This is a genomic window from Pelagerythrobacter sp. (assembly GCF_041912895.1).
Taxonomy (GTDB): Bacteria; Pseudomonadota; Alphaproteobacteria; order Sphingomonadales; family Sphingomonadaceae; genus Pelagerythrobacter.
In genome coordinates this window covers 517,765-542,517 of record NZ_JAYSGI010000002.1, presented here as the reverse complement: position 1 = coordinate 542,517, position 24,753 = coordinate 517,765, and the positions used below count along the sequence as shown (strand labels likewise).

At 68.7% G+C, this 24,753-nt stretch carries 26 protein-coding genes and 1 tRNA gene; 17 read left to right on the top strand and 10 right to left on the bottom strand.

Annotated elements, in window-relative coordinates:
- The first annotated feature begins 51 nt into the window (after window positions 1-51).
- The 6 genes from ACE3QC_RS09695 (at window position 52) to ACE3QC_RS09670 (ending at window position 5,345) form a co-directional block, all read left to right on the top strand.
- Window positions 52-348, top strand: coding sequence for a hypothetical protein (locus ACE3QC_RS09695; protein WP_374407657.1), 297 nt, complete (start codon window positions 52-54; stop codon window positions 346-348).
- A 110-nt stretch (window positions 349-458) separates the two neighbouring features.
- Entirely contained in the window at window positions 459-683 is a 225-nt protein-coding gene (locus tag ACE3QC_RS09690) for a hypothetical protein (protein WP_374407655.1), read from the top strand.
- A gap of 27 nt (window positions 684-710) precedes the next feature.
- Window positions 711-1,886, top strand: coding sequence for an acyl-CoA dehydrogenase family protein (locus ACE3QC_RS09685; RefSeq protein WP_374407653.1), 1,176 nt, complete (start codon window positions 711-713; stop codon window positions 1,884-1,886).
- Window positions 1,887-3,131: a CoA transferase gene (locus tag ACE3QC_RS09680; protein WP_374407651.1), complete on the top strand. Its 1,245-nt coding sequence runs from the start codon at window positions 1,887-1,889 to the stop codon at window positions 3,129-3,131.
- Window positions 3,128-4,345 (top strand): acetyl-CoA C-acetyltransferase, encoded by a 1,218-nt coding sequence (locus ACE3QC_RS09675; RefSeq protein ID WP_374407649.1) that lies wholly within the window; start codon window positions 3,128-3,130, stop codon window positions 4,343-4,345. The genes ACE3QC_RS09680 and ACE3QC_RS09675 overlap by 4 nt, the downstream gene beginning before the upstream one ends.
- A gap of 145 nt (window positions 4,346-4,490) precedes the next feature.
- A complete protein-coding gene (locus ACE3QC_RS09670; RefSeq protein WP_374407647.1) occupies window positions 4,491-5,345 on the top strand; it encodes a MaoC family dehydratase N-terminal domain-containing protein in 855 nt (284 codons plus the stop codon).
- 50 nt (window positions 5,346-5,395) lie between these two features.
- Here ACE3QC_RS09670 and ACE3QC_RS09665 read toward each other — a convergent pair whose 3' ends face one another.
- The gene (locus ACE3QC_RS09665) at window positions 5,396-5,779 is read right to left on the bottom strand and encodes a hypothetical protein (RefSeq protein WP_374407645.1); all 384 of its coding nucleotides are present in this window, start codon (window positions 5,777-5,779) and stop codon (window positions 5,396-5,398) included.
- Between the two features lie 115 nt (window positions 5,780-5,894).
- Entirely contained in the window at window positions 5,895-6,047 is a 153-nt protein-coding gene (locus tag ACE3QC_RS09660; protein ID WP_374407643.1) for a hypothetical protein, read from the bottom strand.
- Between the two features lie 185 nt (window positions 6,048-6,232).
- Between ACE3QC_RS09660 and argB the strand changes: the two genes are divergently transcribed.
- The 5 genes from argB (at window position 6,233) to ACE3QC_RS09635 (ending at window position 9,713) form a co-directional block, all read left to right on the top strand.
- On the top strand, window positions 6,233-7,126 hold the full coding sequence (gene argB, locus ACE3QC_RS09655; protein WP_374407641.1) for an acetylglutamate kinase: 894 nt from the start codon (window positions 6,233-6,235) through the stop codon (window positions 7,124-7,126).
- A 112-nt stretch (window positions 7,127-7,238) separates the two neighbouring features.
- Window positions 7,239-7,496 carry a YggT family protein gene (locus ACE3QC_RS09650; protein ID WP_374408051.1) on the top strand — a complete coding sequence of 86 codons (258 nt, stop codon included), beginning with the start codon at window positions 7,239-7,241 and terminating at the stop codon, window positions 7,494-7,496.
- A complete protein-coding gene (gene folD, locus ACE3QC_RS09645; protein ID WP_374407639.1) occupies window positions 7,496-8,392 on the top strand; it encodes a bifunctional methylenetetrahydrofolate dehydrogenase/methenyltetrahydrofolate cyclohydrolase FolD in 897 nt (298 codons plus the stop codon). Before ACE3QC_RS09650 ends, folD begins: the two co-directional genes overlap by 1 nt.
- Window positions 8,389-9,093 (top strand): hypothetical protein, encoded by a 705-nt coding sequence (locus tag ACE3QC_RS09640; protein ID WP_374407637.1) that lies wholly within the window; start codon window positions 8,389-8,391, stop codon window positions 9,091-9,093. The genes folD and ACE3QC_RS09640 overlap by 4 nt, the downstream gene beginning before the upstream one ends.
- Window positions 9,093-9,713 (top strand): MarC family protein, encoded by a 621-nt coding sequence (locus ACE3QC_RS09635; protein ID WP_374407635.1) that lies wholly within the window; start codon window positions 9,093-9,095, stop codon window positions 9,711-9,713. Before ACE3QC_RS09640 ends, ACE3QC_RS09635 begins: the two co-directional genes overlap by 1 nt.
- A gap of 292 nt (window positions 9,714-10,005) precedes the next feature.
- On the opposite strand, the gene ACE3QC_RS09630 is transcribed toward ACE3QC_RS09635, so the two are convergent.
- Together ACE3QC_RS09630 and ACE3QC_RS09625 are read right to left on the bottom strand one after the other, a co-directional pair.
- Window positions 10,006-10,617: an LON peptidase substrate-binding domain-containing protein gene (locus tag ACE3QC_RS09630; RefSeq protein ID WP_374407633.1), complete on the bottom strand. Its 612-nt coding sequence runs from the start codon at window positions 10,615-10,617 to the stop codon at window positions 10,006-10,008.
- A gap of 6 nt (window positions 10,618-10,623) precedes the next feature.
- Complete coding sequence (locus ACE3QC_RS09625; protein ID WP_374408049.1) at window positions 10,624-11,538, bottom strand: tetratricopeptide repeat protein; 915 nt, start codon at window positions 11,536-11,538, stop codon at window positions 10,624-10,626.
- A 185-nt stretch (window positions 11,539-11,723) separates the two neighbouring features.
- On the opposite strand from ACE3QC_RS09625, the gene ACE3QC_RS09620 reads away from it, so the two are divergent.
- Window positions 11,724-11,798, top strand: a tRNA-Gly gene (locus ACE3QC_RS09620).
- Window positions 11,799-11,943: 145 nt separating this feature from the next.
- Window positions 11,944-14,127, top strand: a complete 2,184-nt coding sequence (locus tag ACE3QC_RS09615; RefSeq protein ID WP_374407631.1) for a TonB-dependent receptor — start codon at window positions 11,944-11,946, stop codon at window positions 14,125-14,127.
- 22 nt (window positions 14,128-14,149) lie between these two features.
- Here ACE3QC_RS09615 and ACE3QC_RS09610 read toward each other — a convergent pair whose 3' ends face one another.
- From ACE3QC_RS09610 to glpD, 5 genes are all read right to left on the bottom strand, one after another.
- Complete coding sequence (locus ACE3QC_RS09610; protein WP_374407629.1) at window positions 14,150-14,608, bottom strand: DoxX family protein; 459 nt, start codon at window positions 14,606-14,608, stop codon at window positions 14,150-14,152.
- Between the two features lie 73 nt (window positions 14,609-14,681).
- Window positions 14,682-15,236: a dCTP deaminase gene (dcd, locus tag ACE3QC_RS09605; protein ID WP_374407627.1), complete on the bottom strand. Its 555-nt coding sequence runs from the start codon at window positions 15,234-15,236 to the stop codon at window positions 14,682-14,684.
- A 60-nt stretch (window positions 15,237-15,296) separates the two neighbouring features.
- On the bottom strand, window positions 15,297-15,827 hold the full coding sequence (locus tag ACE3QC_RS09600; protein ID WP_374407625.1) for a hypothetical protein: 531 nt from the start codon (window positions 15,825-15,827) through the stop codon (window positions 15,297-15,299).
- A 25-nt stretch (window positions 15,828-15,852) separates the two neighbouring features.
- On the bottom strand, window positions 15,853-18,999 hold the full coding sequence (gene putA / locus ACE3QC_RS09595; RefSeq protein WP_374408047.1) for a bifunctional proline dehydrogenase/L-glutamate gamma-semialdehyde dehydrogenase PutA: 3,147 nt from the start codon (window positions 18,997-18,999) through the stop codon (window positions 15,853-15,855).
- Window positions 19,000-19,061: 62 nt separating this feature from the next.
- Window positions 19,062-20,555 (bottom strand): glycerol-3-phosphate dehydrogenase, encoded by a 1,494-nt coding sequence (gene glpD, locus ACE3QC_RS09590; RefSeq protein ID WP_374407623.1) that lies wholly within the window; start codon window positions 20,553-20,555, stop codon window positions 19,062-19,064.
- A 97-nt stretch (window positions 20,556-20,652) separates the two neighbouring features.
- On the opposite strand from glpD, the gene ACE3QC_RS09585 reads away from it, so the two are divergent.
- The 4 genes from ACE3QC_RS09585 (at window position 20,653) to ACE3QC_RS09570 (ending at window position 23,663) form a co-directional block, all read left to right on the top strand.
- On the top strand, window positions 20,653-21,105 hold the full coding sequence (locus ACE3QC_RS09585; RefSeq protein WP_374407621.1) for a MaoC family dehydratase: 453 nt from the start codon (window positions 20,653-20,655) through the stop codon (window positions 21,103-21,105).
- Window positions 21,106-21,186: 81 nt separating this feature from the next.
- Window positions 21,187-23,145, top strand: coding sequence for an ATP-dependent zinc metalloprotease FtsH (gene ftsH, locus ACE3QC_RS09580; RefSeq protein WP_374407619.1), 1,959 nt, complete (start codon window positions 21,187-21,189; stop codon window positions 23,143-23,145).
- A 57-nt stretch (window positions 23,146-23,202) separates the two neighbouring features.
- Window positions 23,203-23,382 (top strand): stability determinant, encoded by a 180-nt coding sequence (locus tag ACE3QC_RS09575; RefSeq protein ID WP_374407617.1) that lies wholly within the window; start codon window positions 23,203-23,205, stop codon window positions 23,380-23,382.
- Window positions 23,379-23,663 carry a type II toxin-antitoxin system RelE/ParE family toxin gene (locus tag ACE3QC_RS09570; RefSeq protein WP_374407615.1) on the top strand — a complete coding sequence of 95 codons (285 nt, stop codon included), beginning with the start codon at window positions 23,379-23,381 and terminating at the stop codon, window positions 23,661-23,663. Before ACE3QC_RS09575 ends, ACE3QC_RS09570 begins: the two co-directional genes overlap by 4 nt.
- Before the next feature lie 6 nt (window positions 23,664-23,669).
- Here the strand turns inward: ACE3QC_RS09570 and ACE3QC_RS09565 are convergent, their stop codons facing one another.
- Window positions 23,670-24,749: a DUF3667 domain-containing protein gene (locus ACE3QC_RS09565; RefSeq protein WP_374407613.1), complete on the bottom strand. Its 1,080-nt coding sequence runs from the start codon at window positions 24,747-24,749 to the stop codon at window positions 23,670-23,672.
- Window positions 24,750-24,753 lie beyond the last annotated feature (4 nt).

The following is a 24,753-nucleotide window of genomic DNA, read 5'->3' as shown; positions in this document are numbered from 1 at the left end:
GAGCTAAGTGAGCCGCACGCCATGTGGCGCCCGAATCACGGAGAACCCCCGATGAAGAAGTTCGCTTTCGCTCTCGCTCCCGTCGCCGCGCTGGCGCTCGCCGCCTGCGGCAGCAGCGACGACGCTTCGGTCGATGCCGAGGCCGACACCGTCGAAATGCCCGCCGACGAGGCGCTGACGCCGATCACCGACGAGCCGGTCGCCGCGCCGGTGACCACGCCGACCGCCGAAGACACGACCGCCGCCGACAACGCGGCCGCCGACGCCGATGCCGCGGGTGAAGCCGCCGCCGCGGCCGCGGCCGATGTCGCCGCCGAAGCCTCGACCGCTTCGGAAGAGACCGAGTAGGCGATCGTCCGCCGGCCCTTCGCGGGCCGAAAGAAACGCTTGGGAAGCGGGCGGTCGCACGGCGATTCGCCCGCTTTTCCTTTGTGCGCGCGGCGCTATGGTGCCCCGCCATGACCCGTATCGCCCTGCTCGCCCCCCTTGTCCTGCTCGCCGCGTGCGAGCCTGCCGACAACGAACCCGGCCCCGGCGGGGTGACGGTAGGCGAGGCGAAGGCGCTCGACGAAGCGGCCGAAATGCTCGAACAGCGGCGCCTGCCGCCCGAAGCGATGGGCCGCGATACCACCGCGGAGGACGAGCCGGCTACAGCGCCCGACGCCCCTCCTCCCGCCTCATAATCCGACCCGACGAGAGGACCGACAGGCATGGCCGAACCCGGCATGGACCCCGAACTTTTCGAACAGTTTCTCGACCAGCTCGAACGCTACGTGCGCGAACGGCTGATCCCCGCCGAGCGCGAGGTGATCGAGACCGACCGCATTCCCGACGCGATCGTGGCCGAGATGAAGGACATGGGGCTGTTCGGCCTGACCGTACCCGAGGACTACGACGGCGCGGGGCTGAGCACGAGCCAGTATGCGCGCGTGGTCAAGACGATGGCCTACGCCGCGCCCGCCTATCGCTCGATCTTCTCGATCAACGTCGGCATGTTCAACTCGGCGATCAAGAACGGCGGCACCGAGGCGCAGAAGGCCGAATGGTGGCCGCGGATCGCGGCGGGCGAGATCGCCTGTTTCGGCCTGACCGAGCCGGGATCGGGCAGTGACAGCGCCGCGATGGCGACCACCGCGCGGCGCGACCCCAGCGGGAACGGCTGGATACTCAACGGCACCAAACGCTACATCACCAACGCGCCGCACGCGCGGGTCGGGCTGATCATGGCGCGCACCGAGAAGGACAACCTGCCCAAGAACGCGCACGTCTCCGCCTTCATCGTGCCGATGGACGCGCCGGGCGTCACCGTGGGTTCGCCGGACGAGAAGATGGGCCAGTCGGGCAGCCATATCGCCGACGTGATCCTGGAAGACGTCCACGTGCCGGGCGAGGCGCTGCTGGGCGGCGAGACCGGCAAGGGCTTCGTGTTCGCGATGAAGAGCCTCGACAACGGGCGCATCTCGGTCGGCGCGGCATCGACCGGCTATGCGCGTCGCGCGCTCGATTCAGCACTGCGCTACGCCACCGAGCGCAAGGCGTTCGGCGAGCCGATCGCCAACTTCCAGCTGATCCAGCAGATGCTGGCCGAGAGCGAGACCGAGATCTACGCCGCCGAATGCATGATGGCCGACGTCGCCGCGCGGGTCGATCGCGGCGAAAGCACGATCCGGCAGGCCGCCGCGTTCAAGGTCTTCGCATCCGAGATGTGCGGCCGCGTGGTCGACCGCGTGGTGCAGATCTACGGCGGCGCGGGCTACCTCGCCGAATACGATGCCGAGCGCTTTTTCCGCGATGCGCGCATCTACCGCATCTACGAAGGCACGACGCAGATCCTCCAGCTGCAGATCGCCAAGCACATGCTGCGCGATTTCGCGGCGCAGGCCTGAATGTACGATCTCCTCCGCGGCCTTTCGCTCGTCGAGGTGTCGAGCTTCGTCGCCTCGCCGACCGCCGGGCTGTATTGCGCGCAGATGGGCGCGGAGGTCATTCGCGTCGACCAGATCGGCGGCGGGTTGGATTACGACCGCTACATGCAGACCGCCGAAGGGCGCAGCCTTGCGTGGGAGAATCTCAACCGCGCGAAGAAATCGGTCGCGCTCGACCTGCGCGGCGGCGAGGGGCGCGAGCTGTGCGTCGAGCTGGCGCGCGCGACCGGCCAGCTCGTCACCAACCTGCCGGAGAAGAGCTTCCTCTCCCATGCGGCGGTGAGCGAAGGGCGGCCCGACATGGTCTCGGTGCGGATCATGGGCTGGCACGACGGGCGCCAGGCGATGGACTTCACCGTCAACGCGGCCAGCGGCTATCCGCTGATGACCGGCCCTGACGAATGGGCGGCGGACACCGCGCCGCCAGTCAACCAGGTGCTGCCCGCGTGGGATTTCATCACCGGCGCCTATGGCGCCTTCGCGCTGTTGGCCGCGCTGCACCACCGCGCCGCGACCGGCGAGGGCAGCGAGGTGCGCGTGCCGCTGGGCGACGTCATGCTGGGCACGGTGGCCAACTCGGGCGCGATGGCCGAGATGCTCTATCGCGGGGACGACCGCGAACGGCTCGGCAACGCGATCTGGGGTGCGCTGGGCCGCGATTTCACCAGCCGCGACGGCAAGCGCTTCATGATCGCGGTGCTGACCAGCAAGCAGTGGCGCGCGATGGTCGGCGCGCTCGACATTGCGCAGCCGATCGCCGCGCTGGAGGCCGAAGCCGGGGTCGAATTCGCGCAGTCCGATCACCACCGCTTCGTCCATCGCGAGGCGCTGTTCGCGATCGTGCAGGAAGCAGCCGCACGCGAGGACTACGCAGTGCTGGCCGAGCGGCTGGCGGCGGCGGGCGCGACGTTCGAGCGCTACCGCACGATGCACGAGGCGGCGGGCGACCCGGCGCTGGTGACAGGCAACCCGCTGTTCGGCCCCTCGCCCGCCAACCCGAGCGGCTTCGAATACCCCGCCCCGCGCAGCTTCGCCAACCTGCCCGGCCGCGTGGCGGGCGATCCCGCGCCCGCGCCCTATCTCGGCCAGCACAGCGAAGAAGTGCTCGCCGAGCGACTGGGGCTGGCGTCGGGCGCAATTGCCGCACTGATCGATCGCGGCGTGGTCGCTGCGAGCGACAAGGACAGTTTCAGGAGACCAGCATGACCGCCAAACGCCGCGCTGCCATCGTCAGCCCCTTGCGCACGCCCGTCGGGCGCTTCCTCGGCACGCTCGCGCCGCTCACCGCGGGCGATCTGGGCGCGGCGATCCTGAAGGCGCTGATCGAGCGCAGCGGGATCGACCCCGAACGCGTCGACGACGTGGTGTTCAGCCAGGGCTACGGCAGCGGGGAAGCGCCCGCGATCGGCCACTGGGCCTGGCTCGCGGCGGGCCTGCCGCTGGAAGTCCCCGGCTACCAGCTCGACCGGCGCTGCGGATCGGGGCTGCAATCGGTCGTCAACGCGGCGATGATGATCGAGGCGGGCCATGCCGATGTGGTCGTGGCGGGCGGCTGCGATAGCATGTCCAACGTCGAGCATTACACCACCAGCCTGCGCGGCGGCACCAAGATGGGCGACGTCGAGTTGTGGGACCGGCTGACGCGCGGGCGGCTGATGAGCCAGCCGATCGAGCGGTTCGGCGTCATCACCGGGATGATCGAGACGGCCGAAAACCTCGCGAAGGATTACGGGATCACGCGCGAGGAGGCCGACGAATACGCCGTGCGCAGCCACCGCAATGCCGCCGCCGCGTGGGAGGCGGGGCGGTTCGACGCGCAGCTCGTCCCGCTCGAGGTGCCGCAGCGGCGCGGCGACCCGCTGGTGTTCGACCGCGACGAGGGCTTCCGGCCGGACGCGAGCATGGAGAGCCTCGGCGCGCTGCGCCCGCTGGAGAATGGCATCGTCACCGCGGGCAACGCCAGCCAGCAGAACGACGCCGCTGCCGCGTGCCTGGTGGTGGCGGAGGACAAGCTGGAGGAACTCGACCTCGCTCCCTCGCTGTGGTTCACCGGCTACGCGGCGGCGGGCTGCGACCCGAGCCGGATGGGCATCGGCCCCGTGCCCGCGGTGGAGCGGCTGCTCGCGCGCACCGGCATGGGCTGGGACGATGTGGGCCTGGTCGAACTGAACGAAGCGTTCGCGCCGCAGGTGCTCGCGGTGCTGAAAGGCTGGGGCTGGAGCGCGGACGACAGCCGCCGCGACATCCTCAACGTCAACGGCTCGGGCATCTCGCTCGGCCACCCGATCGGCGCGACGGGCGGGCGCATCCTCGCCGACATGGCGCACGAGATGCACCGGCGCGAAGTACGCTACGGGCTTGAGACGATGTGCATCGGCGGCGGCCAGGGCATCGCCGCACTGTTCGAGCGGGCGGCATGATCCTCCCCGGCACGGGGAGGGGGACCATGCATAGCATGGTGGAGGGGCACAGGCCGCTGCTCCGAACATCTGCTGCCCGGATCACATCGCCGTGCCCCTCCACCACCCTGCGGGTGGTTCCCCTCCCCCGGTGGGGGAGGATGGAATGAGCGACTGGCAGGCATGGATCGGGCGCGAGGAGCGCCGCGCGGATCGGCTCGACCCTGCGCTCGCGGCGCGGTGGTGCGCCGCGTTCGATCTGCCGCCGCCCGCACCCGGCGCCGCGATGCCGCAGGGCAGCCACTTCTGCCTCTGCACCCCCGACGCGCCGACCGCCACGCTGGGCGAGGACGGGCATCCGGCGCGCGACGACAGCCCCGACAGCTTCCTCCCACCGGTGCCGCTGGCGCGCCGGATGTGGGCTTCCAGCGCGATCGAATTCCACGCTCCCATCGCGGTCGGCGCCGCGATCGAGCGCGTTTCCCGCGTCGCCTCGATCGCCGCGAAGGAGGGGCGCAGCGGCCCGATGGTCTTCGTCGAAGTGGCGCACGAAACCGCCGCCGACGGCGTGTCGGCGGTGCGCGAGGTGCAGACGCTGGTCTATCGCGAGGCCGCCGCGCCCAACGCGCCGCTGTCGCCCCCGCCGTCGGACGAAGGCGCCTTCGATCCCGCCGGATGGGATGCGCACCGCGTGGTCCAGCCCGATCCGCGCGTGCTGTTCCGCTATTCGGCGCTGACCTTCAACACTCACCGTATCCATTACGACACGCCCTATGCGGAGGAAGTGGAGCGCTATCGCGGGCTCGTCGTCCACGGGCCGCTGACCGCCAGCCTGCTGCTGCAACTGGCGGCGCAAGAACTGGGCGACAACGCGCTCGCGAGCTTCGCCTTTCGCGGGATGAGCCCGGCGATCGCGGGGGAGCCGCTGCATCTCGCGATGAAGCGCAAGGACGGCGCAATCGAACTGGCGGCATTCGCGCGCGACGGGCGACAGGCGATGCAGGCGACCGCGCGCGCATAGAAAAGGGCGGCAGTCGCCCGCCGCCCTTTCCAGGTTCGCACTATGCGACGTCAGACCTCGGGATCGGCATCCACTTCGGCTTCGGTGTCGGCCGAGACGCTCGTGTCGTCGGCATCGGCTTCCACCGTCGCATCGACATCGGCGCTGGCGTCGGCTTCGTCGACGGTGTGATCGGCATGATCCACCACCTCTTCGGTCGTGTCGCGTGTGCGGTCGACGGTCTCGTCGGCGGTGTCGCGCACCCGCGTGGTGGTATCGTTGACCGGACCGGTGAGGTCGTCCGCTTCGGCATTCACGGTCGTATCGACATTGCCGGTGACGGGGCCGACGGCGCCTTCGACCGAACCGGTCGTGCCGCCGACGATCTGCGCGTGCGCCGCCGTGCCGCCGGCGCCGAGCGCGAGGGCGATCGAAAGCGTGAGAATCCTGTTCATCGTATCCATCCTTCTCAATGGCGAGATGGATAGGACGGGCTAGGTGCGGCAAAGCTCCCGCGGTTGCGGCGGTTTGCCCCGCGCCGTCGCCGGACGGAGCGCGTTAATCGCAGGTTTAACCGATCCGCTCGGCGCCGCGGCGATCCTTGCCCGAGCGGCGGGCACCGACGCGCCGGTCCGGCCCGGCGAATGGCTCCTGCTTCGTGCGGCGGTCGCCCTTGCGGCGATCGGCCGCCTTTGCATGCGAATCGCGTCCGGTCTCGGTCATTGGATCGTCGCCTTTCCAAACGGTCCGCGGCCCGCATCGCGCAGGCTCGGGACGAACCGCGCAGCAGGCTATGCGCGGCACGGTTTAGATGGCGTTAAAGACCTGTCCGGCACGCGGCAGATCATCGCTTTCCTCGCCCCCGCGCAGTCGCTAGGGCGCGGCAGGCAGGGAAGGTTTTTGCGAATATGAGCGACGAGACGGCGACGATCGCCAAGGCCCAGGTGCTGATCGAGGCGCTGCCCTATTTCCAGCGCTATGCCGGGCGCACCTTCGTGGTGAAATACGGCGGCCATGCGATGGGCGATCCAAAAGCCGCGCGCGAGTTCGCCAACGATATCGTGCTGCTGAAGGCGGTCGGCATCAACCCCGTGGTGGTCCACGGCGGCGGGCCGCAGATCGGCGCGATGCTGAAGAAGCTGGGGGTGGAGAGCACGTTCGTCGACGGCTTGCGCGTGACCGACAAGGCGACCGCCGAAGTGGCCGAGATGGTCCTGTCGGGCGCGATCAACAAGGAACTCGTCGGCTGGGTCAACCAGGCCGGAGGCAAGGCACTGGGCATCTCGGGCAAGGACGGCGGGCTCGTCACCGCGACGAAAGTCCAGCGCACCGCGAAGGACCCAGACAGCAATATCGAGCAGGCGGTCGATCTCGGCTTCGTGGGCGAGCCCTCGGCGGTCGATACGCGGGTGATCGATACCGCTGTCGGCGCCGGAATGATCCCGATCGTCGCCCCGATCGGCGCTGGCGAGGACGGCCACACCTACAACATCAACGCCGACACCATGGCGGGCGCGATCGCCGCTGCGCTGGGCGCGGCGCGGCTGTTCCTGCTGACCGACGTTCCCGGCGTGCTCGACAAGGGCGGCGAGCTGCTCAGCGATCTCACCCCCGCCGATATCGCCCGCCTGCGCGAAGACGGCACGATCGGCGGCGGCATGATCCCCAAGCTGGAAACCTGCGTCCACGCGGTCGAGGCGGGGTGCGAGGCCGCGGTGGTGCTCGACGGGCGGGTGCCGCACGCGATGCTGCTGGAATTCTTCACCGCGCGCGGGGCGGGCACGCTGATCCGCGCCGGCTGATAAGGCGCCTCGGGCGGTTGCTACGGCGGCCCCGATACGGGTAGGAAGGCGCCCGAAACGCCGACCGGGCAGGAAAGGGAATTACGTGGGTCTCATCATCGACATCCTCGGCATGCTGATCAACGTGGTGGTGATGCTCGTCATCATCCAGTTCATCATCGGGCTGCTGTTCGCGTTCAACGTCATCAACCAGCGCAACGAATTCCTCGCGCAGATCTACACCTCGATCAATTCGCTGCTCGAGCCGGTGCTCGCCCCAATCCGGCGCATCCTGCCGCAAACGGGCGCGATCGACTTCTCGCCGCTGGTGCTCATCATCGCGCTGCAGATCTTCATGCGCGTGCTGATCTACGTCGCCGTGGGCTATTGATGGCGGCCGACATTATCGACGGAAAGGCGTTCGCCGCCGCCCTGCGCGAGAAGGTCGGCGCGCTGGCGGCCGATTTCGCCGCTGCGGCGGGGCGCAAGGCGGGCCTCGCGGTGGTGCTGGTGGGCGAAGATCCGGCGAGCCAGGTCTATGTCGGCAGCAAGGGCAAGGCCACGCTCGCCGCCAACATGGAAAGTTTCGAGCACCGGCTGGCTGACGATACGTCCGAAGCCGACCTGCTCGCGCTGGTCGAACGGCTCAATGCCGATCCGGCGGTCGACGGCATCCTCGTGCAGCTCCCGCTGCCGAAACATATCGACGAACAGGCGGTGATCGCCGCGATCGACCCGGACAAGGACGTGGACGGGTTCCACGTCATCAACGCCGGGCGGCTCGCCGTGGGCCGGCGCGGCTTCGTCCCGTGCACACCGCTGGGCTGCATGATGCTGCTGGCCGACCGGCTGGGCGATCTTTCGGGGCTGGACGCGGTCGTCATCGGCCGTTCGAACATCGTCGGCAAGCCGATGGCGCAGCTTCTCACCGATGCCAACGCCACCGTCACCATCGCGCACAGCCGGACGAAGGATCTGCCCGGCGTGGTGCGGCGCGCGGACATCGTCGTCGCGGCGGTCGGGCGTGCGGAAATGGTGAAGGGCGACTGGCTGAAGCCCGGCGCGACGGTGATCGACGTGGGCATCAACCGCCTGGCGCCCGAACCCGGCACGGCCAAGGGGCGGCTGGTGGGCGACGTCGCCTTTGCCGAGGCGCGCGCGGTCGCGGGCGCGATCACCCCGGTGCCGGGCGGGGTCGGCCCGATGACGATCGCCGTGCTGCTCAGGAACACGCTCGTCGCCGCGCACCGCAACGCCGGAATCGCGCTGGCGGAGGATGCGATATGAGGAACCTGCTCGCGCTGGGCTGCATCGCCGCGCTGCTCGCCGGCTGCGCGAGCGGGAGCAACGATCCGCGCACGCGCTTCTATCGCTCGCTGTCCGAGCAGGCCAACCCGAGCGCGGTGGTGGCCGCCGAACTCGCCTTCGCCCGCGAGGCGCGCGAGGAAGGGCAGTGGACCGCCTTCCGCGAATTTTCGACCGGCGATGCGGTGATGTTCGTGCCCGAGGCGGTCAACGCGCGCGAATGGCTGTCCGGCCGCGCCGATCCGCCGCAGCCAGTCCAGTGGCAGCCGCATGAGGTCTGGGCGAGCTGCGACGGCTCGCTTTCGGTCACGCGCGGCGCATGGCAGCGGCCCGACGGCAGCACGGGCTATTTCACCACCGTGTGGGAGCGGCAGGGCCGCGCGGGCGACAACGAGAAATACCGCTGGGTGCTCGACCAGGGCGACGCGCTGGCCGAGCCGCTGGCCAGGCCCGACATCATTCAGACGCAAGTCGCCGATTGCGGCGGCGACGGCTTGCCCGCCACTGCCGCACCCGGCGCGAACACGGCGACGCAGGGTGGCGGCATGTCGCGCGATCGCACGCTCGCCTATGCCTGGACGGTCGCCCCCGATCTCTCGCGCACGCTGGCGGTCACGATGCTGATCGGCGGCGCGGCGGAAGAGGTCTTGACCGTTTCGGTCGCCGCGCCCACCGGCGGCTGATGACCGAGATCTTCATTTCCGCCTTCATCACGTTGTTCGTGGTGATCGATCCGCCCGGCTGCGCGCCGATCTATGCCGGGCTGACCAAGGGGGCGAGCGCCGCGCAGTCGCGCTCGATGGCGATCCGCGCGTGCCTGATCGCGCTCGCCATCCTGCTGGTCTTCGCGCTGTTTGGGCAGCAACTGCTCGCCGCGCTCCATATCGAGCTCGACAGCTTCCGCATCGCGGGCGGGCTGATGCTGTTCTGGATCGCGTTCGAGATGGTGTTCGAGAAGCGCACCCAGCGGCGCGAGGAACGCGCAGAGAAAGTCGCCGCCACGCCGGAGATCGAGGACGTGTCGGTCTTCCCGATGGCGATGCCGATGCTCGCCGGGCCGGGCGCGATCGCCGCGATCATGCTGCTGATGAACGAGGCCGACAGCACCAACCAGATGCTGGTCGTGCTCGGCGCGCTGCTGCTGGTGCTGGCGATCACGCTGGCCGCCTTCCTCGCCGCCGCCCCGCTGATCCGCCTGCTCGGCGACCGCGTGGAAGCGGTGATAACGCGCCTGCTGGGCGTCCTGCTCGCAGCGCTGGCGGCACAGTACGTGATCGACGGGCTGCGGGGGGCGTTCTTTTGAGTTACGCCCGCCCATCCGGGCGGACATCCTCGGCGCTGTTCCCTCCGCTACGCTACGGGGCGCCTGCGGGCGGCCGTTCGGCCTTGCGATCCGCTGGTCGCGGACCGGACTTTCGCCCGACAGCTTAGTCCGGGAATGTTTCGGTGCCTGACAGCCATGGCTTGGAAGGGATCGGTCGGCGACCAGCCGACCGCAAGCGCGAACGCGCGCCCGCAGCGACGCGCCCGAAGGGCGTGTGAGCGAGGATAGCCAAGGCCGCGGATGCGGCCGCCGGCGCTTGAGGCGAAACAAGCTACTGCAACGTCACTCTGTCACCGTCGCCGTCGCGGTGGCCGAAGAACTGCATGAGCTGGATCAGCAGCTCGCATCGTTCGCCCAGTGTCCCGGCCTCCAGCAGCGCCTGCTTCGCCGCCGGGTCGAACGGCGCGATCTGCGATACGCCGTTGATCAGCGCCATGTCGTCGAGCCGCTCGACCGAATCCCAGTCCACGCTGTAGCCCTGCGCATCGGCGAAGCGGCGCGCCTCGTGCTCGAACCCGGCGCGCTCGACGCTGCTCAGCACTTCGTCCTGGTCGTCCGCGATCAGCTCGGCCTCGATCCGGCGGAACGGGGTGGTCACGTCGAGTTCGCGCAGCACGCGGAAGCGCGATTCGCCTTCGAGCACGATGTTGTAGCGCCCGTCTTCGAGCGCCTCGACCTCGCCGATCCGCCCGACGCAGCCGATCGCGAACAGCGCGGAGCCCTCGGCCGGGCTTTGCGGCTGGATCATCGCGATCCGCCGGTCGCGCACCAGCGCCTCGCCCACCAGTGCGCGGTAACGCGGCTCGAACACGTGCAGCGGCAGTTGCAGGCCGGGAAACAGGATCGCGCCGGGCAGCGGGAAGATGGCGAGGCGGGTGGACAACGGGGATCAGCCGAACAGGATCTTCGACAACCGCCGCCGCGTGGCGACCACCCACGGGTCTTCCAGCCCGACCGCCTCGAAGATCTGGAGCAGCTTGGCGCGCGCCGCACCTTCGTTCCACTCGCGGTCGCGCTCGACCATCGCCAGCAGCGTGTCGGCGGCCTCGCCGCGGCTGTCGGCGGCGAAGGCCGCTTCGGCGAAGGCGAGCTGCTTGTCCATGTCGGCCGGATCTTCCGCCGCGCCGGCGCGCAGCGCCTGGAGCTCGCCGTCGTCGACTTTCGTGCCCGCGAGTTCGAGTGCACTGCGCGCAGTCTTGATCGCGGGGTCTTCGGCCAGTGCCGGATCGAGCGCATCGGCCAGCGCGCGCGCCTCGTCCGCCCGGCCCGCGGCGACCAGCGCGCGGATCAACCCGGCATGGGCGGCGGCGTTGTCGGGCGCCATGTCGATCACTTGCGCGAAGATGCCCGCGGCGCGTTCGCCGTCGCCTTCGGCCAGCACCTGCTCGCCCATGGTCACGAACTGCTCGACGTCCTGCGCCTGCTGGCCGCCCGCACCGCCGCCCGCGCCATCGAGCGGCAGCTTCTCGAGCAGCTGGTCGAGCATCTGCTTGAGCTGCGATTCGCTGCGCGCATTGGTCAGGTCGGCGACCGGCTGGCCCTGAAACATCGCATAGACCGTGGGGATCGAGCGGACCTGGAACTGGCTGGCGATGAACTGTTCCTCGTCCACGTTCACCTTGGCCAGCACCACGCCCTTGTCGGCATAGTCGGCGGCGACTTTCTCCAGCACCGGGGTCAGCGCCTTGCACGGCCCGCACCATTCGGCCCAGAAATCGAGGATGACGAGGTTCGACATCGACGGTTCGACCACGTCCTTGCGAAAGCGGTCGACCGCTTTCTGTTCGTCGATATTGAGGCCCATGCTAGCCAAGTGCAGCTCCCATTGTCGCGCGTTTCGATAAGCCGCCAATGTGGGCCTTCGCCGCCAATTGTGAAGCGAAAACCGCGCGCTCGCCCGCCGCGCATTTTCCCCTTGCGGCCTCGCCGACCCGCTGCTACTCGCGCCGCCTCCCGCCGGAACCACAGCATTTCCGGCAACGCCAGTGAGCGGGCGTAGCTCAGGGGTAGAGCACAACCTTGCCAAGGTTGGGGTCGAGAGTTCGAATCTCTTCGCCCGCTCCATCGATCCAGCAGAACGGTATTCGCGCATGCGGGCTCGGCGCCGCCCGGCGGGGCGCATGGCGCGCGCGCCGCTGAGCCAGCCCGAAATCGCCGTTTGTCGGATTCGCTGTGGACATGGGCGAACGAATCGCTATCAGGCCGCGATATGTTGTATCGTTATGCTATCGCGGCTCGGCCGCTCACCCTCCCGCTCGGCCTCGCGCTCTGCGCCATCGCCGCTCCCGCCCAGGCCCAAGACAGCCAGGCGCCCACGAGCGATTCGGACGACTTCCACGACCGGCGCGTCTCTACCAGCGGCGAGATCCTCGTCACCGCACAGGGGCTCGAGCAGCTCGACGTGCTCGCGGGCACTTCGGTCGTCGAAGGGGACGAATTGCAGCGCAATCTCGACGGCCAGATCGGCGAAGTGCTGCTGAAGGTGCCCGGGGTCTCGGCCACCAGCTTCTCGCCCGGCGCGTCGCGCCCCGTGCTGCGCGGCTTCCAGGGCGAGCGGGTCAAGGTGCTGATCGACGGGATCGGCGCGATCGACGTCTCCAATACCTCGGCCGATCACGCGACCTCGATCGACCCGCTCACCGCCGAGCGGATCGAGGTGCTGCGCGGCCCCGCAGTGCTGCTCTACGGCAGCCAGGCGATCGGCGGCGCGGTCAACGTGATCGACAAGCGCATCCCGCTGCGGCGGCTGAACGAGGCGTTCCATATCGACGCGCTCGCGGGGGCGAACACCGCCGCCGACCTGCGCGAAGGCGGCGCCTCGCTCGACGTTCCGCTCGGCGGCGGCTTCGTGGCGCACGTCGACGGCTCCTACCGCAAGACCGACGACCTCGACATCGCCGGCTACGTCGCCGCCCCCGAACTGCGCGCCGACCTGCTTGCCGACGCGGCCGAGGAAGAAGGCGAGGGCCATCTCGACGAAGCCAGCGAGCTGCGCGAGGCTGCCAACCGGCGCGGCACGCTGCCCGACAGCGCGACCGAGACCTGGAGCGCGAACGCAGGGTTCGCCTTCTTCGAGGGCGACAGCAACCTGGGCGCGTCGGTCGGCATCTACGATACCTTCTACGGCGTGCCGCTGCGCCCCGGCACGGGCCATCACCACGGCGAAGAGGGTGAAGATCACGATCACGACCACGAAGGCGAGGAGGGCCACGAGCACGGCGAGGAATCGGTCTCGATCGGCCTCAGGCAGTATCGCGCCGACATGCGCGGGCGGCTGGCACTGGGCGACGGCTTCTTCTCCGCGCTCAACACCCGCGTCGGCTTCAGCGACTACACCCACACCGAATTCGAGGGCGACGAGGTCGGCACCGTGTTCGACGTGAAGGGGATCGAGGCGCGCGCCGTGCTCGAACAGAGCGCACGCGGCGCCTGGACCGGGTCGAGCGGCGTGCAGTATTACTTCCGCGACTTCGACGCGTTCGGCGCAGAGGCCTACGTGCCGAAGAACCGCACCGACCAGTTTGCGCTGTTCAGCATGCAGGAGATCGCGTTCGATCCGTTCCAGCTCGAGCTCGCGGGCCGCTACGAGACGACCGACGTCGAATCGCAACCGATCGGCTTCCGCCGCTCGTTCGACACTTTCTCGGGCGCGGTCGGGTTGGTTTACGAGACCGCCGGCGGATTGCGCCTCGGCGTCAACGGCAGCCGCGCCGAGCGCGCGCCGAGCGCGGAGGAGCTGCTGTCGAACGGCCCGCATATCGCGACGCAGGCGTTCGAGATCGGCGACCCCGATCTCGAGGTCGAGGGCGCCTGGGGCGTCGAGGCCTTCGCGCGCGGCTCCATCGGGGCCGGCACGGTGAGCCTCGCGGTCTATCGCAACTGGTTCGACGACTACATCTTCCTGGCCGAAACCGGGCTGGAGCAGGACGAACTGCCGGTGTTCCAGTATCTCCAGGGCGACGCGACCTATTCGGGCATCGAAGGCCAGCTGACCTATCCGATCGTGGAGAGCGACGGCTTTACGCTGCTCGCCGATGTGCGCGGCGACTACATCCGCGCCGAGCTCGACGACGGCACGCCGCTGCCGCGCATTCCGCCGCTACGGCTGCTCGGCGCGCTCGAAGCGCAGACCGGGCCGTTCGACGTGCGCGGCGAGGTGCAGTGGTTCGACGATCAGGATCGCCTCGCCCCGTTCGAGACCGCGACCGATGGCTTCACCCACGTCAACGCCTCGATCGCGTGGAAGCCGGTGCGCGGCAACGACAACGTCACCGTGATGCTCCAGGCGGACAACATCTTCGACGCCGAGGGCCGCCGCCACGCGAGCTTCACCAAGGATTTCGTCCCGCTCGCGGGCCGCAACTTCAAGCTGAGCGTGCGGACGAGCTTCTGACCCGTTCGCACCGCCGCTCCGGTTACACTACGGTGCGGTCGGCCAGTCCTTCGGCCTTGCCTTCCGCATGCGCGGCGCGCAGCTCCGCCTTACGCGCGCGGTTGCGCTCGCGCATGTGGTCGAAGCTGCCGCGCATCTGGCCGTAGGCGAACACCACCAGCAGCCCGCCGGCCATCGCGAGGTTCTTGAGCGCGGCGGTGAGCTGCGTCGAATCGCCGAACTGGTTGTGGAAGAAGAAGATCGTCAGCAGGCAGAAACCGGCCAGCAGGATCGAGACCAGCCGGGTCATGAACCCGATCGCGAGCATCAGGCCGAGCACCAGTTCGAAAATGCCGGTCGGCAGCGCGAGCGAGCCCGGCAACGACGTGGCGCTGTCGATATAGGCTGCGGTTCCGGCCGGATCCATGATCTTGCCGATACCCGCCGAAATGAAGATTACCGCCAGCATTATGCGGCCGATGATCGCGGCGATGGTGGACATGCGCTTGCTCCTCTTCCCCGATTCCTGTGCGAACAATACGTTCGAAGCGGGAAAAAGGCTATCGCGCCGCCCGTTACAGCCGCGGCAGCGTGACTCCGCGCTGGCCCATGTACTTGCCCGCGCGGTCGCGATAGCTCGTCTCGCACCGCTCGTTGCCCTGCAGGAACAGGAACTGGCAGGCGCCTTCGTTGGCGTAGATTTTCGCCGGGAGCGGGGTGGTGTTGGAGAATTCGAGGGTGACGTGCCCCTCCCACCCCGGCTCCAGCGGAGTGACGTTCACGATGATCCCGCAGCGCGCATAGGTGCTCTTGCCGAGGCAGATCACCAGCACGTCTTCCGGCACGCGGAAATACTCCACGGTGCGCGCCAGGGCGAAGGAATTGGGCGGGATCACGCAGACATCGGTCTTGCGATCGACGAACGAGTTGGAAGCGAAATCCTTCGGATCGACCACCGCGCTGTCGACGTTGGTGAAGATCTTGAACTCGTCCGCCACCCGCGCGTCGTAGCCGTAGCTCGACAAGCCGTAGGAAATGCACCCCTCGCGCCGCTGCGCCTCGACGAACGGCTCGATCATGCCTGTCTCGGTCGCCTGCGTGCGGATCCAACGGTCGGAGAGAATCGCCATGCCGGAGGTGATTCCCCAGCGCGGCGGGCCGGGCAAGCCGAGGGCCGCCGTTATCCCCCTCTAGTCGATCTGCTTCGCGCCCAGTTGCGGGTTCATCAGCGCCACGCGGTTGAGCCACGCCTTGGGCTTGCGCAGCAGCTGCTTGGGATAATCGACCCGCAAGCCCGCGATCTGCGCCATCGCGCCGACGAAGTGGATGCAGTTGCGCGTATCGAGGTCGTAGTACTTGCCGGGCGCATCCCGCCATTTTTCCATCTCGGCCCGCACCTGCCAGTACTGCGCATCGCTGAGCGGCACGGTGAAGTGCCGGTTGGTGCTGCGCAGGTATTTCTCCTCCTCGATCAGGATCGCGTGCTCGACCGGGCCGCGCAGCACCGCGGGGGAGGCGCTCTTCGCGGTGAAGCCGTAGTTCTCGTGGATCGGCGCGCCGGTTTCCTCCAGCGTGCCTTCGAGCACCACGAAGGTATGCGGATAGCGGCCGAAGAACAGCGATCCGTTGAAGCTGTGGAAGCTCATGCGAACCTCGGCCGCCGCCCCCGCCGACCAGACGAGCGCGACGACAGCGAGGATCAGCGTGAGGAAGCGTGGCATCGCCGCCCGACTAGCAAATCCGCGATCAGCTCGCCAGCAGCGTGGCGTTGCCGCCCGCCGCCGTGGTGTCGATGCAGACCACCCGCTCGGTCGCGAAGCGCGCGACGTAGTTCGGTCCGCCCGCCTTCGGGCCGGTGCCCGACAGACCTTCGCCGCCGAACGGCTGGCTTTCCACGACCGCGCCGATCTGGTTGCGGTTGACGTAGAAATTGCCGACCCGCGCCCGCGCCTCGACGAAGCGGCGGGTGGCGTCGATCCGGCTGTGCAAGCCCAGCGTCAGGCCGTAACCGGCGGCGTTGATATCCTCCACCACCCGCTCCAGATCGCGCGCCTTGTAGCGCACCACGTGCAGAATCGGGCCGAAGTTCTCGCGCCTGAGGTCGAGAATCGAATCCATCTCGATGATCGTCGGCGCGACGAAGCAGCCGTCGCCCGTGCCGCGCGGCAGCTTGCGCCGCCACACGGTGCGCCCGTTCTTCTTGCGCCGCGCGACGTGCCGTTCGAGCGCGGCCTTCGCATCGGGGTCGATCACCGGGCCGACATCGGTTGCGAGGTCTTCGGGATCGCCGATGGTCAGCGCCTCGAACGCACCCTTGATCATCGTCAGCATCTCGTCGGCCACGTCGTCCTGCAGATAGAGCACGCGCAGCGCGCTGCACCGCTGGCCCGCGCTCTGGAACGCGCTGTTGACCACGTCGCGCGTCACCTGCTCGGGCAGCGCCGAGCTGTCGACGATCATCGCGTTCTGCCCGCCCGTCTCGGCGATCAGCGTGGCGATCGGCCCATCGCGCGCGGCGAGGCTGCGGTTGATCGCATGGGCGGTTTGCGTCGATCCGGTGAACGAGACGCCCGCGACGCGCGGATCGGAGGTGATGAGCTGGCCGACCTCGCCCGAACCGGGCAGGATCTGGAATACGTCTTCGGGAATGCCCGCGTCGTGGCACAGCTTCACTGCCAGCGCGGCGATCAGCGGGGTCTGCTCGGCGGGCTTGGCGAGCACCGCGTTGCCCGCGGCGAGCGCGGCGGCGGCGGGGCCGATGAAGATCGCCAGCGGGAAGTTCCACGGGGAAATCGTGGCGAACACGCCGCGCCCGTGCAGGCTCAGCCGGTTTTCCTCCCCCGTCGGGCCGGGCAGCGGGTGCGGCGCGGTGAACAGGCGGCGCGCCTCGTTCGCGTAATAGCGCAGGAAATCGACCGCCTCGCGCAGTTCGAGGATCGCATCCATCAGCGTCTTGCCCGCTTCGCGCTGGCACAGGCTGAGGATCTCGTCGGTGTGCGCCTCGAACATGTCGGCGGCGGCTTCGAGCAGGACAGCGCGCTTTTCGCCGCCGAGCGAATCCCAGCCGGGCTGGATCGCCGCGGCGCGGGTGATCGCGACGTCGACCTCTTCGGGCAGCGCATCGCGCCGGGTGCCGACCTCGTGCGTCAGATCCTGCGGCTGGGTGATCGGCGCGACCTCGCCCTGTTCGGGCGAGCGCAGCGTCGGCTCGGCATGCCAGCGGCGCGCGTCGAGCACGTGCAGGCGTTCGAGCAGCGGCTCGATCACCAGCGGATCGGAGATGTCGATCCCGGCGCTGTTGCGGCGGCCGGGGAAGATATCGGCGGGCAGCGGGATCGCCGGATTGCGCTTTGGCTCCAGCGCGGCGAGATCGGCGGTCGGGTCGGTCGTCAACTCGCTCACCGGCACGTCCGCATCGGCCATGCGATTGACGAACGAGCTGTTCGCCCCGTTCTCGAGCAGGCGGCGCACGAGATAGGCGAGCAGATCCTTGTGTGTGCCGACCGGCGCGTAGATGCGCACCGGCGTCCTGCGGTTGCCCTCGACCTCGGCGAGCGCGCCATAGACGTCCTCGCCCATGCCGTGCAGCCGCTGGAATTCGAAATCGGGCTGGGTCCGGCTGCCCGTATCGCTCTTGCTCGCCAGCGTCTTGATCGCGCCGATGGTGTAGGCGTTGTGCGTGGCGAAGGCGGGGTAGAGCACGTCGCGCGCTTCCAGCATCTTGGCCGCGCAGGCGAGATACGACACGTCGGTCGCGACCTTGCGGGTGAACACGGGAAAATCGGTGAGCCCGTGGACCTGACTCAGCTTGATCTCGGTATCCCAGTAGGCGCCCTTCACCAGCCGCACCATCAGCCGGCGGTTGTGCTGGCGCGCCAGCTTGGCGGTCCATTCGCACAGCGGCACGCCGCGCTTCTGGTAGGCCTGGATCGCGAGGCCGAAGCCTTCCCACTGGCTGCCGTCGGGCCGCGCGAAGATTTCGTCGTCGGCCACCAGCGCCTCGAACACGTCGAGCGAGGGTTCCAGCCGTTCGGCTTCCTCGGCGTCGATCGTGAAGTGCATGTTGGCATCGCGCGCCTGGATCGCGAGTTCGCGCACGATCGGCACCAGCGCCTTGATCGCGGCTTCGGCGTGGAAGTGATCGTATTTCGGGTAGAGCGCCGACAGCTTCACCGAAATGCCCGGCGAGCTGGCGATGCTGCCGCCCGTCTCGCGCGCAAGCCGCGCGATCGCGTTGCCGTAGGCCACGCGGTAGCGCTCGGCGTCGGCGAAGGTCATCGCCGCTTCGCCCAGCATGTCGAAGCTGTGCGTGAGGCCTTTCGCGCGCTCGGGTGCGGCGCGCTTCAGCGCTTCCTCGATCGTGCGGCCGAAGACGAACTGGCCCCCGAGGATGCGCATCGCCTGGAACGTGGCCTTGCGGATCACCGGCTCGCCCAGCCGGTTGATGGTGTTGCGCAGGGTGCGGCCCATGCCGCGCTGGTGCTGCTCGGGACGTTCGAGCACTTCGCCCGTCAGCATCAGCGAGAAGGTCGCCGCGTTGACGAAAGTGGAGGAGCTTTCGCCGAGATGCTCCGACCAGTCGATATCGCCGATCTTGTCGCGGATCAGCGCGTCGGCCGTCTTGCTGTCGGGCACGCGCAGCAGCGCTTCGGCGAGGCACATCAGCGCGATGCCTTCCTCGGTCGCGAGGCCGAACTGCTGCATGAAGGCGTCGATCCCGCTCGCCTTGCGCTCGCGCGCGCCCTCGATCAGCCTGCCGGCGAGCGCGGCGCTCTCGCCGTGAACGGCACTGGCGGGCGCGGCCTGCCGCATCCGTTCGGCGATGCACGCCTCCTCTTCCTGGCGGTAGGCCTGGCGGACGGCGGTGCGGTTCAGAATCTTGGGTGCGGGCATGGTGAGCGACTCGGGTGGGAGGAGGTATTCGCGCGGCGCCTTGAACGCGCCGCGAGCCGCGATCAAGCGTAGTCGCTTGCCAGCGCGGCCGTTACGGATTCGCGGGCGGAGGCGCGCTCGCGGTCGCCCAGGTGCAGGCCCACCTTGCCCCGGCGCCACAGCACGTCGTCCGCCGTCTGCGCGAACTCCTCGCGGCGCAGGTAATCGACCTCGGCCTCGGTCATCCCGCCGCCGCAATCGCGGCCCAGCTCGGCGAGCGAGCGGGCGCGCCCGATCACCCGCTCGATCCGGGTGCCGTAGGCGCGCGCCATGCGCAGCGCGGTCGCCTCGGGCAGCCACGGCCACAGCGCGCGGATTTCGCCGAGGAAGGCGTCGAAGGTATCCGCGAAGTCGCCGCCCGGCAGCGCGGCGTCGGCGGTCCACGGTTCGCCGGGGACCGGCATGTGCCCGCCGAGCCGCTCGAGCGCGTGTTCGGCGAGCCTGCGATAGGTGGTGATCTTGCCGCCGTAGACGCTCAGCAAGGGCGGATTACCCTCAGGCGCATCGACCGCGAAGACGTAGTCGCGCGTCACGGTCGCGTTGCTCGCGGCGTTGTCCTCGTAAAGTGGCCTGACCCCTGCATATGACGAGACGACGTCCGCCGCCGCAACGGGTTCCCGGAAGTATTCGCTCGCCGCCGTGCAGAGGTAGTCGCGCTCGGCATCCGAGATTGCCACCGCGTCGCGGTCGCCGTCGAACAGCCGGTCGGTCGTGCCGATCAGGGTGAAGTCGCGCTCGTAGGGAATCGCGAAGACGATCCGCCCGTCGCCGTTCTGGAAGATATAGGCGTGCGGCCCGGCGAACTTGCGGCGGATGACGATGTGGCTGCCCTTGACCAGCCGCAGGTGCGCCTGGGCCCGCCCGCCGGTCGCCAGCGCGGCGATGTCGTCGACCCACGGCCCCGCCGCGTTGGCGACCGCGCGCGCCCGCACCGTCTTGCCGCTGCCGCCGCTGTCGAGCGTGGCGCGCCAGTGATCGCCCGCGCGCTCCAGCGCGGTGCAGCGCGTGCGCGTCATCACCTGCGCGCCGCGCTCGCGCGCGTCCATCGCGTTCAGCACCACCAGCCGCGCGTCGTCGACCCAGCAGTCGGAATATTCGAAGCCGCTCACGAAGCGGTCCTGCAGGATCGCGTCGTGCGGCGGCTGGCGCAAGTCGATGCCCGCGCTGCGCGGCAGCGACCCGCGTCCGCCCAGCCGATCGTAGAGGAACAGCCCGGCGCGCAGCATCCATTTGGGCCGCAGCCCCGCGTCGTGCGGCAGGACGAAGCGCATCGGGCGCACCAGATGCGGCGCGATCCGCAGCAGCACCTCGCGCTCGCGCAGCGCCTCGCGCACCAGCCGGAACTCGTAATGCTCGAGATAGCGCAAGCCGCCGTGAACCAGCTTGGTACTGGCCGAGGAGGTGTGGCTGGCGAGATCGTCCTTCTCGACCAGCGCGACCTTCATCCCGCGCCCCGCCGCATCGCGCGCGATCCCCGCGCCGTTCACGCCGCCGCCGATGACGAGAAGGTCCAGCATTCTCGTGCGCCCTATCGGTTCGCGGGCCGGGTGGCGAGCCATTTGCAGCAGGCCGTGCCCCCGCTATGGCCAAGGCGAAACCTAGGGAGTGCAACGAATGGCAGGCCGCTATTTCGATCAATGGCAGGTGGGCGACCGGATCGAGCACGAGATCCGCCGCACGGTGACCGAGACCGACAACCTGCTGTTCACCACGATGACGCACAACCCGCAGCCGCTGCACCTCGATGCCGAGGCCGCGCGCGAGAGCGAGTTCGGGCAGATCCTCGTCAACGGCACCTTCACCTTCGCGCTGATGGTGGGCGTGAGCGTGGGCGAGACGACGCTGGGCACGCTCGTCGCCAATCTCGGCTACGACAAGGTCGCGATGCCCAAGCCCGTGGCGATCGGCGACACGCTGCGCGCCACCAGCGAGGTCATCGCCCTGCGCGAATCGAAGTCGCGGCCCGAAGCGGGGATCGTCACCTTCGCGCACGAGATGCTCAACCAGCGCGGCGAGGTGGTCTGCCGCTGCGAACGCTCCGCGCTGCTCAAGCGAACGCCGGGCTGACGGGCGGCGCGCTCCGCCTCGCGTTATCTTGCCATTCACCCGCCCGCGCCTACATTGCGCGGTGAAAGGATTCTTTCTGCGATGAGCGACGACAAGCAGCCCGACGGGCCCGACAACGGCGGCGGCGCGAACCCCTGGGTGAAGAGCCTGATGATGTGGGGCGGGATTTTCCTCGCGCTGGTGCTCGTCGTCTCGATGTTCGGCAACGCCGGGCAGCCCGCGGGCAAGGAAATCGGCTATTCGACCTTCCGCGAGAATGTCGAGGCCGGCACCGTCAAGCAGGTCACCATCTCGCCCGAACAGATCACCGGCACGATGGACAACGGCGATGCCTTCTCCACCGTCCCCGTCACCAGCGACACGCGGCTGACCGAACTGCTCGATGCGAACGGCGTCGAATACACCGGCACCGCGCCGGAACGGATGAACCTGCTGCTCGCGATCCTGATCCAGTCGCTGCCGTTCATCCTGATCCTCGGCATCGCCTTCTTCGCGCTGCGCCAGGTCCAGAAGGGCGGCGGCGCGGGCGGCGCGATGGGCTTCGGCAAGTCGAAGGCCAAGATGCTGACCGAAAAGCAGGGCAAGGTGACGTTCGACGACGTCGCCGGCATCGACGAGGCGCGCGAGGAACTGGAAGAGATCGTCGAGTTCCTCAAGGATCCGCAGCGCTTCTCCAAGCTCGGCGGGCAGATTCCCAAGGGCGCGCTGCTGGTCGGCAGCCCCGGCACCGGCAAGACCCTGCTCGCGCGCGCGATCGCGGGCGAGGCGGGCGTGCCGTTCTTCACTATCTCCGGCTCCGACTTCGTCGAGATGTTCGTCGGCGTCGGCGCCAGCCGCGTGCGCGACATGTTCGAACAGGCGAAGAAGAACGCGCCGTGCATCGTCTTCATCGACGAGATCGACGCGGTCGGCCGCCACCGCGGCCACGGCCTCGGCAATTCGAACGACGAGCGCGAGCAGACGCTGAACCAACTCCTCGTCGAGATGGACGGGTTCGAGGCGAACGAAGGCATCATCATCATCGCCGCGACCAACCGGCCCGACGTGCTCGATCCGGCGCTGTTGCGTCCGGGCCGCTTCGACCGCCAGGTCGTAGTGCCCGTGCCCGACATCGAGGGGCGCGAGAAGATCCTCGCCGTCCACATGAAGAAGGTGCCGCTGGCGCCCGACGTGAACCCGCGCACGATCGCGCGCGGCACGCCCGGCTTCTCCGGCGCGGACCTCGCCAACCTCGTCAACGAAGCCGCGCTGCTCGCCGCACGCCGCAAGAAGCGCCTCGTCGCGATGCAGGAATTCGAGGACGCGAAGGACAAGGTCATGATGGGCAGCGAGCGCCGCTCGATGGTCATGACCGACGACGAGAAGAAGATGACCGCCTATCACGAGGCGGGGCACGCGCTCGTCGGGCTGAACGAGCCTGCGTCCGACCCGATCCACAAGGCAACGATCATCCCGCGCGGCCGCGCGCTGGGCATGGTGATGCGCCTGCCCGAACGCGACAACTACTCGTATCACCGCGACAAGATGCACGCCGACCTCGCCGTGGCGATGGGCGGGCGCGTGGCGGAAGAGATCATCTTCGGCCACGACAAGGTCTCCAGCGGCGCGTCGTCCGACATCCAGTACGCGACCAAGCTGGCGCGCAACATGGTCACCAAGTGGGGCATGAGCGACAAGCTGGGGCCGCTGCAGTACGAGGAAAGCCAGGAAGGCTACCTCGGCATGGGCCAGACCGCGCGCACGATGGGTTCGGGCGACACCAACAAGCTGATCGATGCCGAGATCCGCGATCTGGTGGAAGGCGCGCACAAGCGCGCGACCGAAATCCTCAAGGATCAGGAAGACAAGCTCCACCTGCTCGCGCAGGCGATGCTCGAATACGAGACGCTGACCGGCGACGAGATCAAGGAACTGCTCGACAGCGGCAAGATCGACCGCCCCGACGCGCCCAAGGGCCCGGCGGTGCGCCCGGTCACCGGATCGGCGATCCCCAAGGCCGGCAAGCGCTTCGGCGGCGACGGCGCGCCCCAGGGCGCCTGAGCGGACGCTGAGCACCGCTCGCTGGCAAACCGGGGCGACCTGCGGTATCGTGCGGCCATGAGCAAGCTCTCGCCCATCGTCTCGGAATTCGAGACCGAGGAGGAAGCGGCCGCCTACGACCGCTGGTTCCGCGCCAAGGTCGCCGCCTCGCTCGCCGACCCGCGCCCGCCGGTGCCGCATGACGAGGCGATGGCGCGGATCCAAGCGCATCTGGATCGAGTGGCCGCGCGTAGGTGATTCGCGTCATCTGGCGTGAACGCGCTCTGGAAGAGCTTGAGGATATCATCGACTACGTCGGCGATCGCGACATAGCGGCGGCGATCAGGCTCCAAGCGAGAATCCGCGCTTGTGCGGAGCGCATCGTTTATGCCCCGCGCGCCTACCGCAAAGGCCGCATCGAGGATACGCGCGAAGCGGTTGCCCATCCCAACTACATTCTCGTCTTCCGCCTGACCGACGAAGCGGTCGAAATCGTCAACGTGATCCACAGCCGCCAGCAGTATCCCCCGCGCGGCTGACCGGCATCAGTGCCCGGCCATCCAGCCGATCCCCATCACGAACAGGCTGATCGCGATCCACGCGAACACGCTCAGCACCAGCATCCGCAGGATCGCGCCGATCCGGCTGGTGCCGTAAGTGCCGCGGATCTGGCGGTACATGTGCCACGGCGCGTAGCACAGCAGCAGCCCGCACAGCACCGGCGCGCCGACGAAGAACAGCAGGCTGCTCACCGCCACCAGCGCGATCATGAAGGTGATCGAATAGGTGGTGAAGACGGTGTGGTCGTAGCCGCGGAACCGGCGCGAGAAGGGAAACATCAGCCATACGAACGGCACGCTGAGCGGGATCAGCATCCAGCTGAACTTGTAGGCGTTGGTCTGCAGCTTGTAGATCGCGAGCTGCGGGTTCTGGGTGATCTTGTTCCACGCCGCGGTCAGTTCGTTGCCTGCGGGAAGCGGATTGCGCTCGAACCCTTCGCGGAAACTGGTCTCGAACTCGCTGCCGACGCCGCCAAGCACCATCTCCAGCCCCTGCTGATCCTCGCGCAGCGACGCGATCCGCTCGTCGATCTCGGCGACTTCGGCCGCGTCGCCGCTCTCCGCCTCGCGCTGCGTCTGCAGCTCGGCGAGCTGGCGTTCGTTTGCGGCATAGGCGGATTTCACCTGCTCCATCGCGTTGACGTCCGGCTCGAACGCCTGCGATCCGCCGAGCGCGCTGAACAGCGCGTAGCTGAGGAACACCACGAACAGGAACAGCGCGATCGGGCTGACGTAGCTAGCACGCCTGCCGTCGATGTATTCGCGCGTCAGCTTGCCCGGCTTCCACACCAGCAGCGGCACCGTGCGCCAGGTCTTGCCTTCGAAATGGAGCACGCCGTGCAGCAGATCGTGGAAGAACGCGCTCAGCGTGCGGTGGACGTGCGCGCGTTGCCCGCACTGGTGGCAATGCGGCCCGGCCAGCGGCGTGCCGCAATTGAGGCAGGCGCTTTCCGCCGTATGCCCGCCGGGTCCCGGCACCGTTTCGCCCGCACGCGGCTCCGCCGCCCGCGCCGCCATCGCACCGGTGGCGATATCCGCCATGCTCTCGCCGATGTCCCCACTCATCCGC

Excerpts from the sequence above, each read along its gene's own strand:
- ACE3QC_RS09625 (WP_374408049.1), bottom strand. The coding sequence starts at position 11,538 with ATGGGCCTCAATATCGACGAACAGAAAGCGGTCGACCGCTTTCGCAAG.
- ACE3QC_RS09585 (WP_374407621.1), top strand. The coding sequence starts at position 20,653 with ATGGCAGGCCGCTATTTCGATCAATGGCAGGTGGGCGACCGGATCGAG.
- ACE3QC_RS09670 (WP_374407647.1), top strand. The coding sequence starts at position 4,491 with ATGAGCGACTGGCAGGCATGGATCGGGCGCGAGGAGCGCCGCGCGGAT.
- folD (WP_374407639.1), top strand. The coding sequence starts at position 7,496 with ATGGCGGCCGACATTATCGACGGAAAGGCGTTCGCCGCCGCCCTGCGC.
- ACE3QC_RS09600 (WP_374407625.1), bottom strand. The coding sequence starts at position 15,827 with ATGCCACGCTTCCTCACGCTGATCCTCGCTGTCGTCGCGCTCGTCTGG.
- ACE3QC_RS09675 (WP_374407649.1), top strand. The coding sequence starts at position 3,128 with ATGACCGCCAAACGCCGCGCTGCCATCGTCAGCCCCTTGCGCACGCCC.
- putA (WP_374408047.1), bottom strand. The coding sequence starts at position 18,999 with ATGCCCGCACCCAAGATTCTGAACCGCACCGCCGTCCGCCAGGCCTAC.
- glpD (WP_374407623.1), bottom strand. The coding sequence starts at position 20,555 with ATGCTGGACCTTCTCGTCATCGGCGGCGGCGTGAACGGCGCGGGGATC.
- dcd (WP_374407627.1), bottom strand. The coding sequence starts at position 15,236 with ATGGCGATTCTCTCCGACCGTTGGATCCGCACGCAGGCGACCGAGACA.
- ACE3QC_RS09695 (WP_374407657.1), top strand. The coding sequence starts at position 52 with ATGAAGAAGTTCGCTTTCGCTCTCGCTCCCGTCGCCGCGCTGGCGCTC.
- ACE3QC_RS09575 (WP_374407617.1), top strand. The coding sequence starts at position 23,203 with ATGAGCAAGCTCTCGCCCATCGTCTCGGAATTCGAGACCGAGGAGGAA.
- ACE3QC_RS09665 (WP_374407645.1), bottom strand. The coding sequence starts at position 5,779 with ATGAACAGGATTCTCACGCTTTCGATCGCCCTCGCGCTCGGCGCCGGC.
- ACE3QC_RS09690 (WP_374407655.1), top strand. The coding sequence starts at position 459 with ATGACCCGTATCGCCCTGCTCGCCCCCCTTGTCCTGCTCGCCGCGTGC.
- ACE3QC_RS09640 (WP_374407637.1), top strand. The coding sequence starts at position 8,389 with ATGAGGAACCTGCTCGCGCTGGGCTGCATCGCCGCGCTGCTCGCCGGC.
- ACE3QC_RS09565 (WP_374407613.1), bottom strand. The coding sequence starts at position 24,749 with ATGAGTGGGGACATCGGCGAGAGCATGGCGGATATCGCCACCGGTGCG.
- ACE3QC_RS09615 (WP_374407631.1), top strand. The coding sequence starts at position 11,944 with ATGTTGTATCGTTATGCTATCGCGGCTCGGCCGCTCACCCTCCCGCTC.
- ACE3QC_RS09660 (WP_374407643.1), bottom strand. The coding sequence starts at position 6,047 with ATGACCGAGACCGGACGCGATTCGCATGCAAAGGCGGCCGATCGCCGC.
- ACE3QC_RS09680 (WP_374407651.1), top strand. The coding sequence starts at position 1,887 with ATGTACGATCTCCTCCGCGGCCTTTCGCTCGTCGAGGTGTCGAGCTTC.
- ACE3QC_RS09635 (WP_374407635.1), top strand. The coding sequence starts at position 9,093 with ATGACCGAGATCTTCATTTCCGCCTTCATCACGTTGTTCGTGGTGATC.
- ftsH (WP_374407619.1), top strand. The coding sequence starts at position 21,187 with ATGAGCGACGACAAGCAGCCCGACGGGCCCGACAACGGCGGCGGCGCG.
- argB (WP_374407641.1), top strand. The coding sequence starts at position 6,233 with ATGAGCGACGAGACGGCGACGATCGCCAAGGCCCAGGTGCTGATCGAG.
- ACE3QC_RS09650 (WP_374408051.1), top strand. The coding sequence starts at position 7,239 with ATGCTGATCAACGTGGTGGTGATGCTCGTCATCATCCAGTTCATCATC.
- ACE3QC_RS09610 (WP_374407629.1), bottom strand. The coding sequence starts at position 14,608 with ATGTCCACCATCGCCGCGATCATCGGCCGCATAATGCTGGCGGTAATC.
- ACE3QC_RS09685 (WP_374407653.1), top strand. The coding sequence starts at position 711 with ATGGCCGAACCCGGCATGGACCCCGAACTTTTCGAACAGTTTCTCGAC.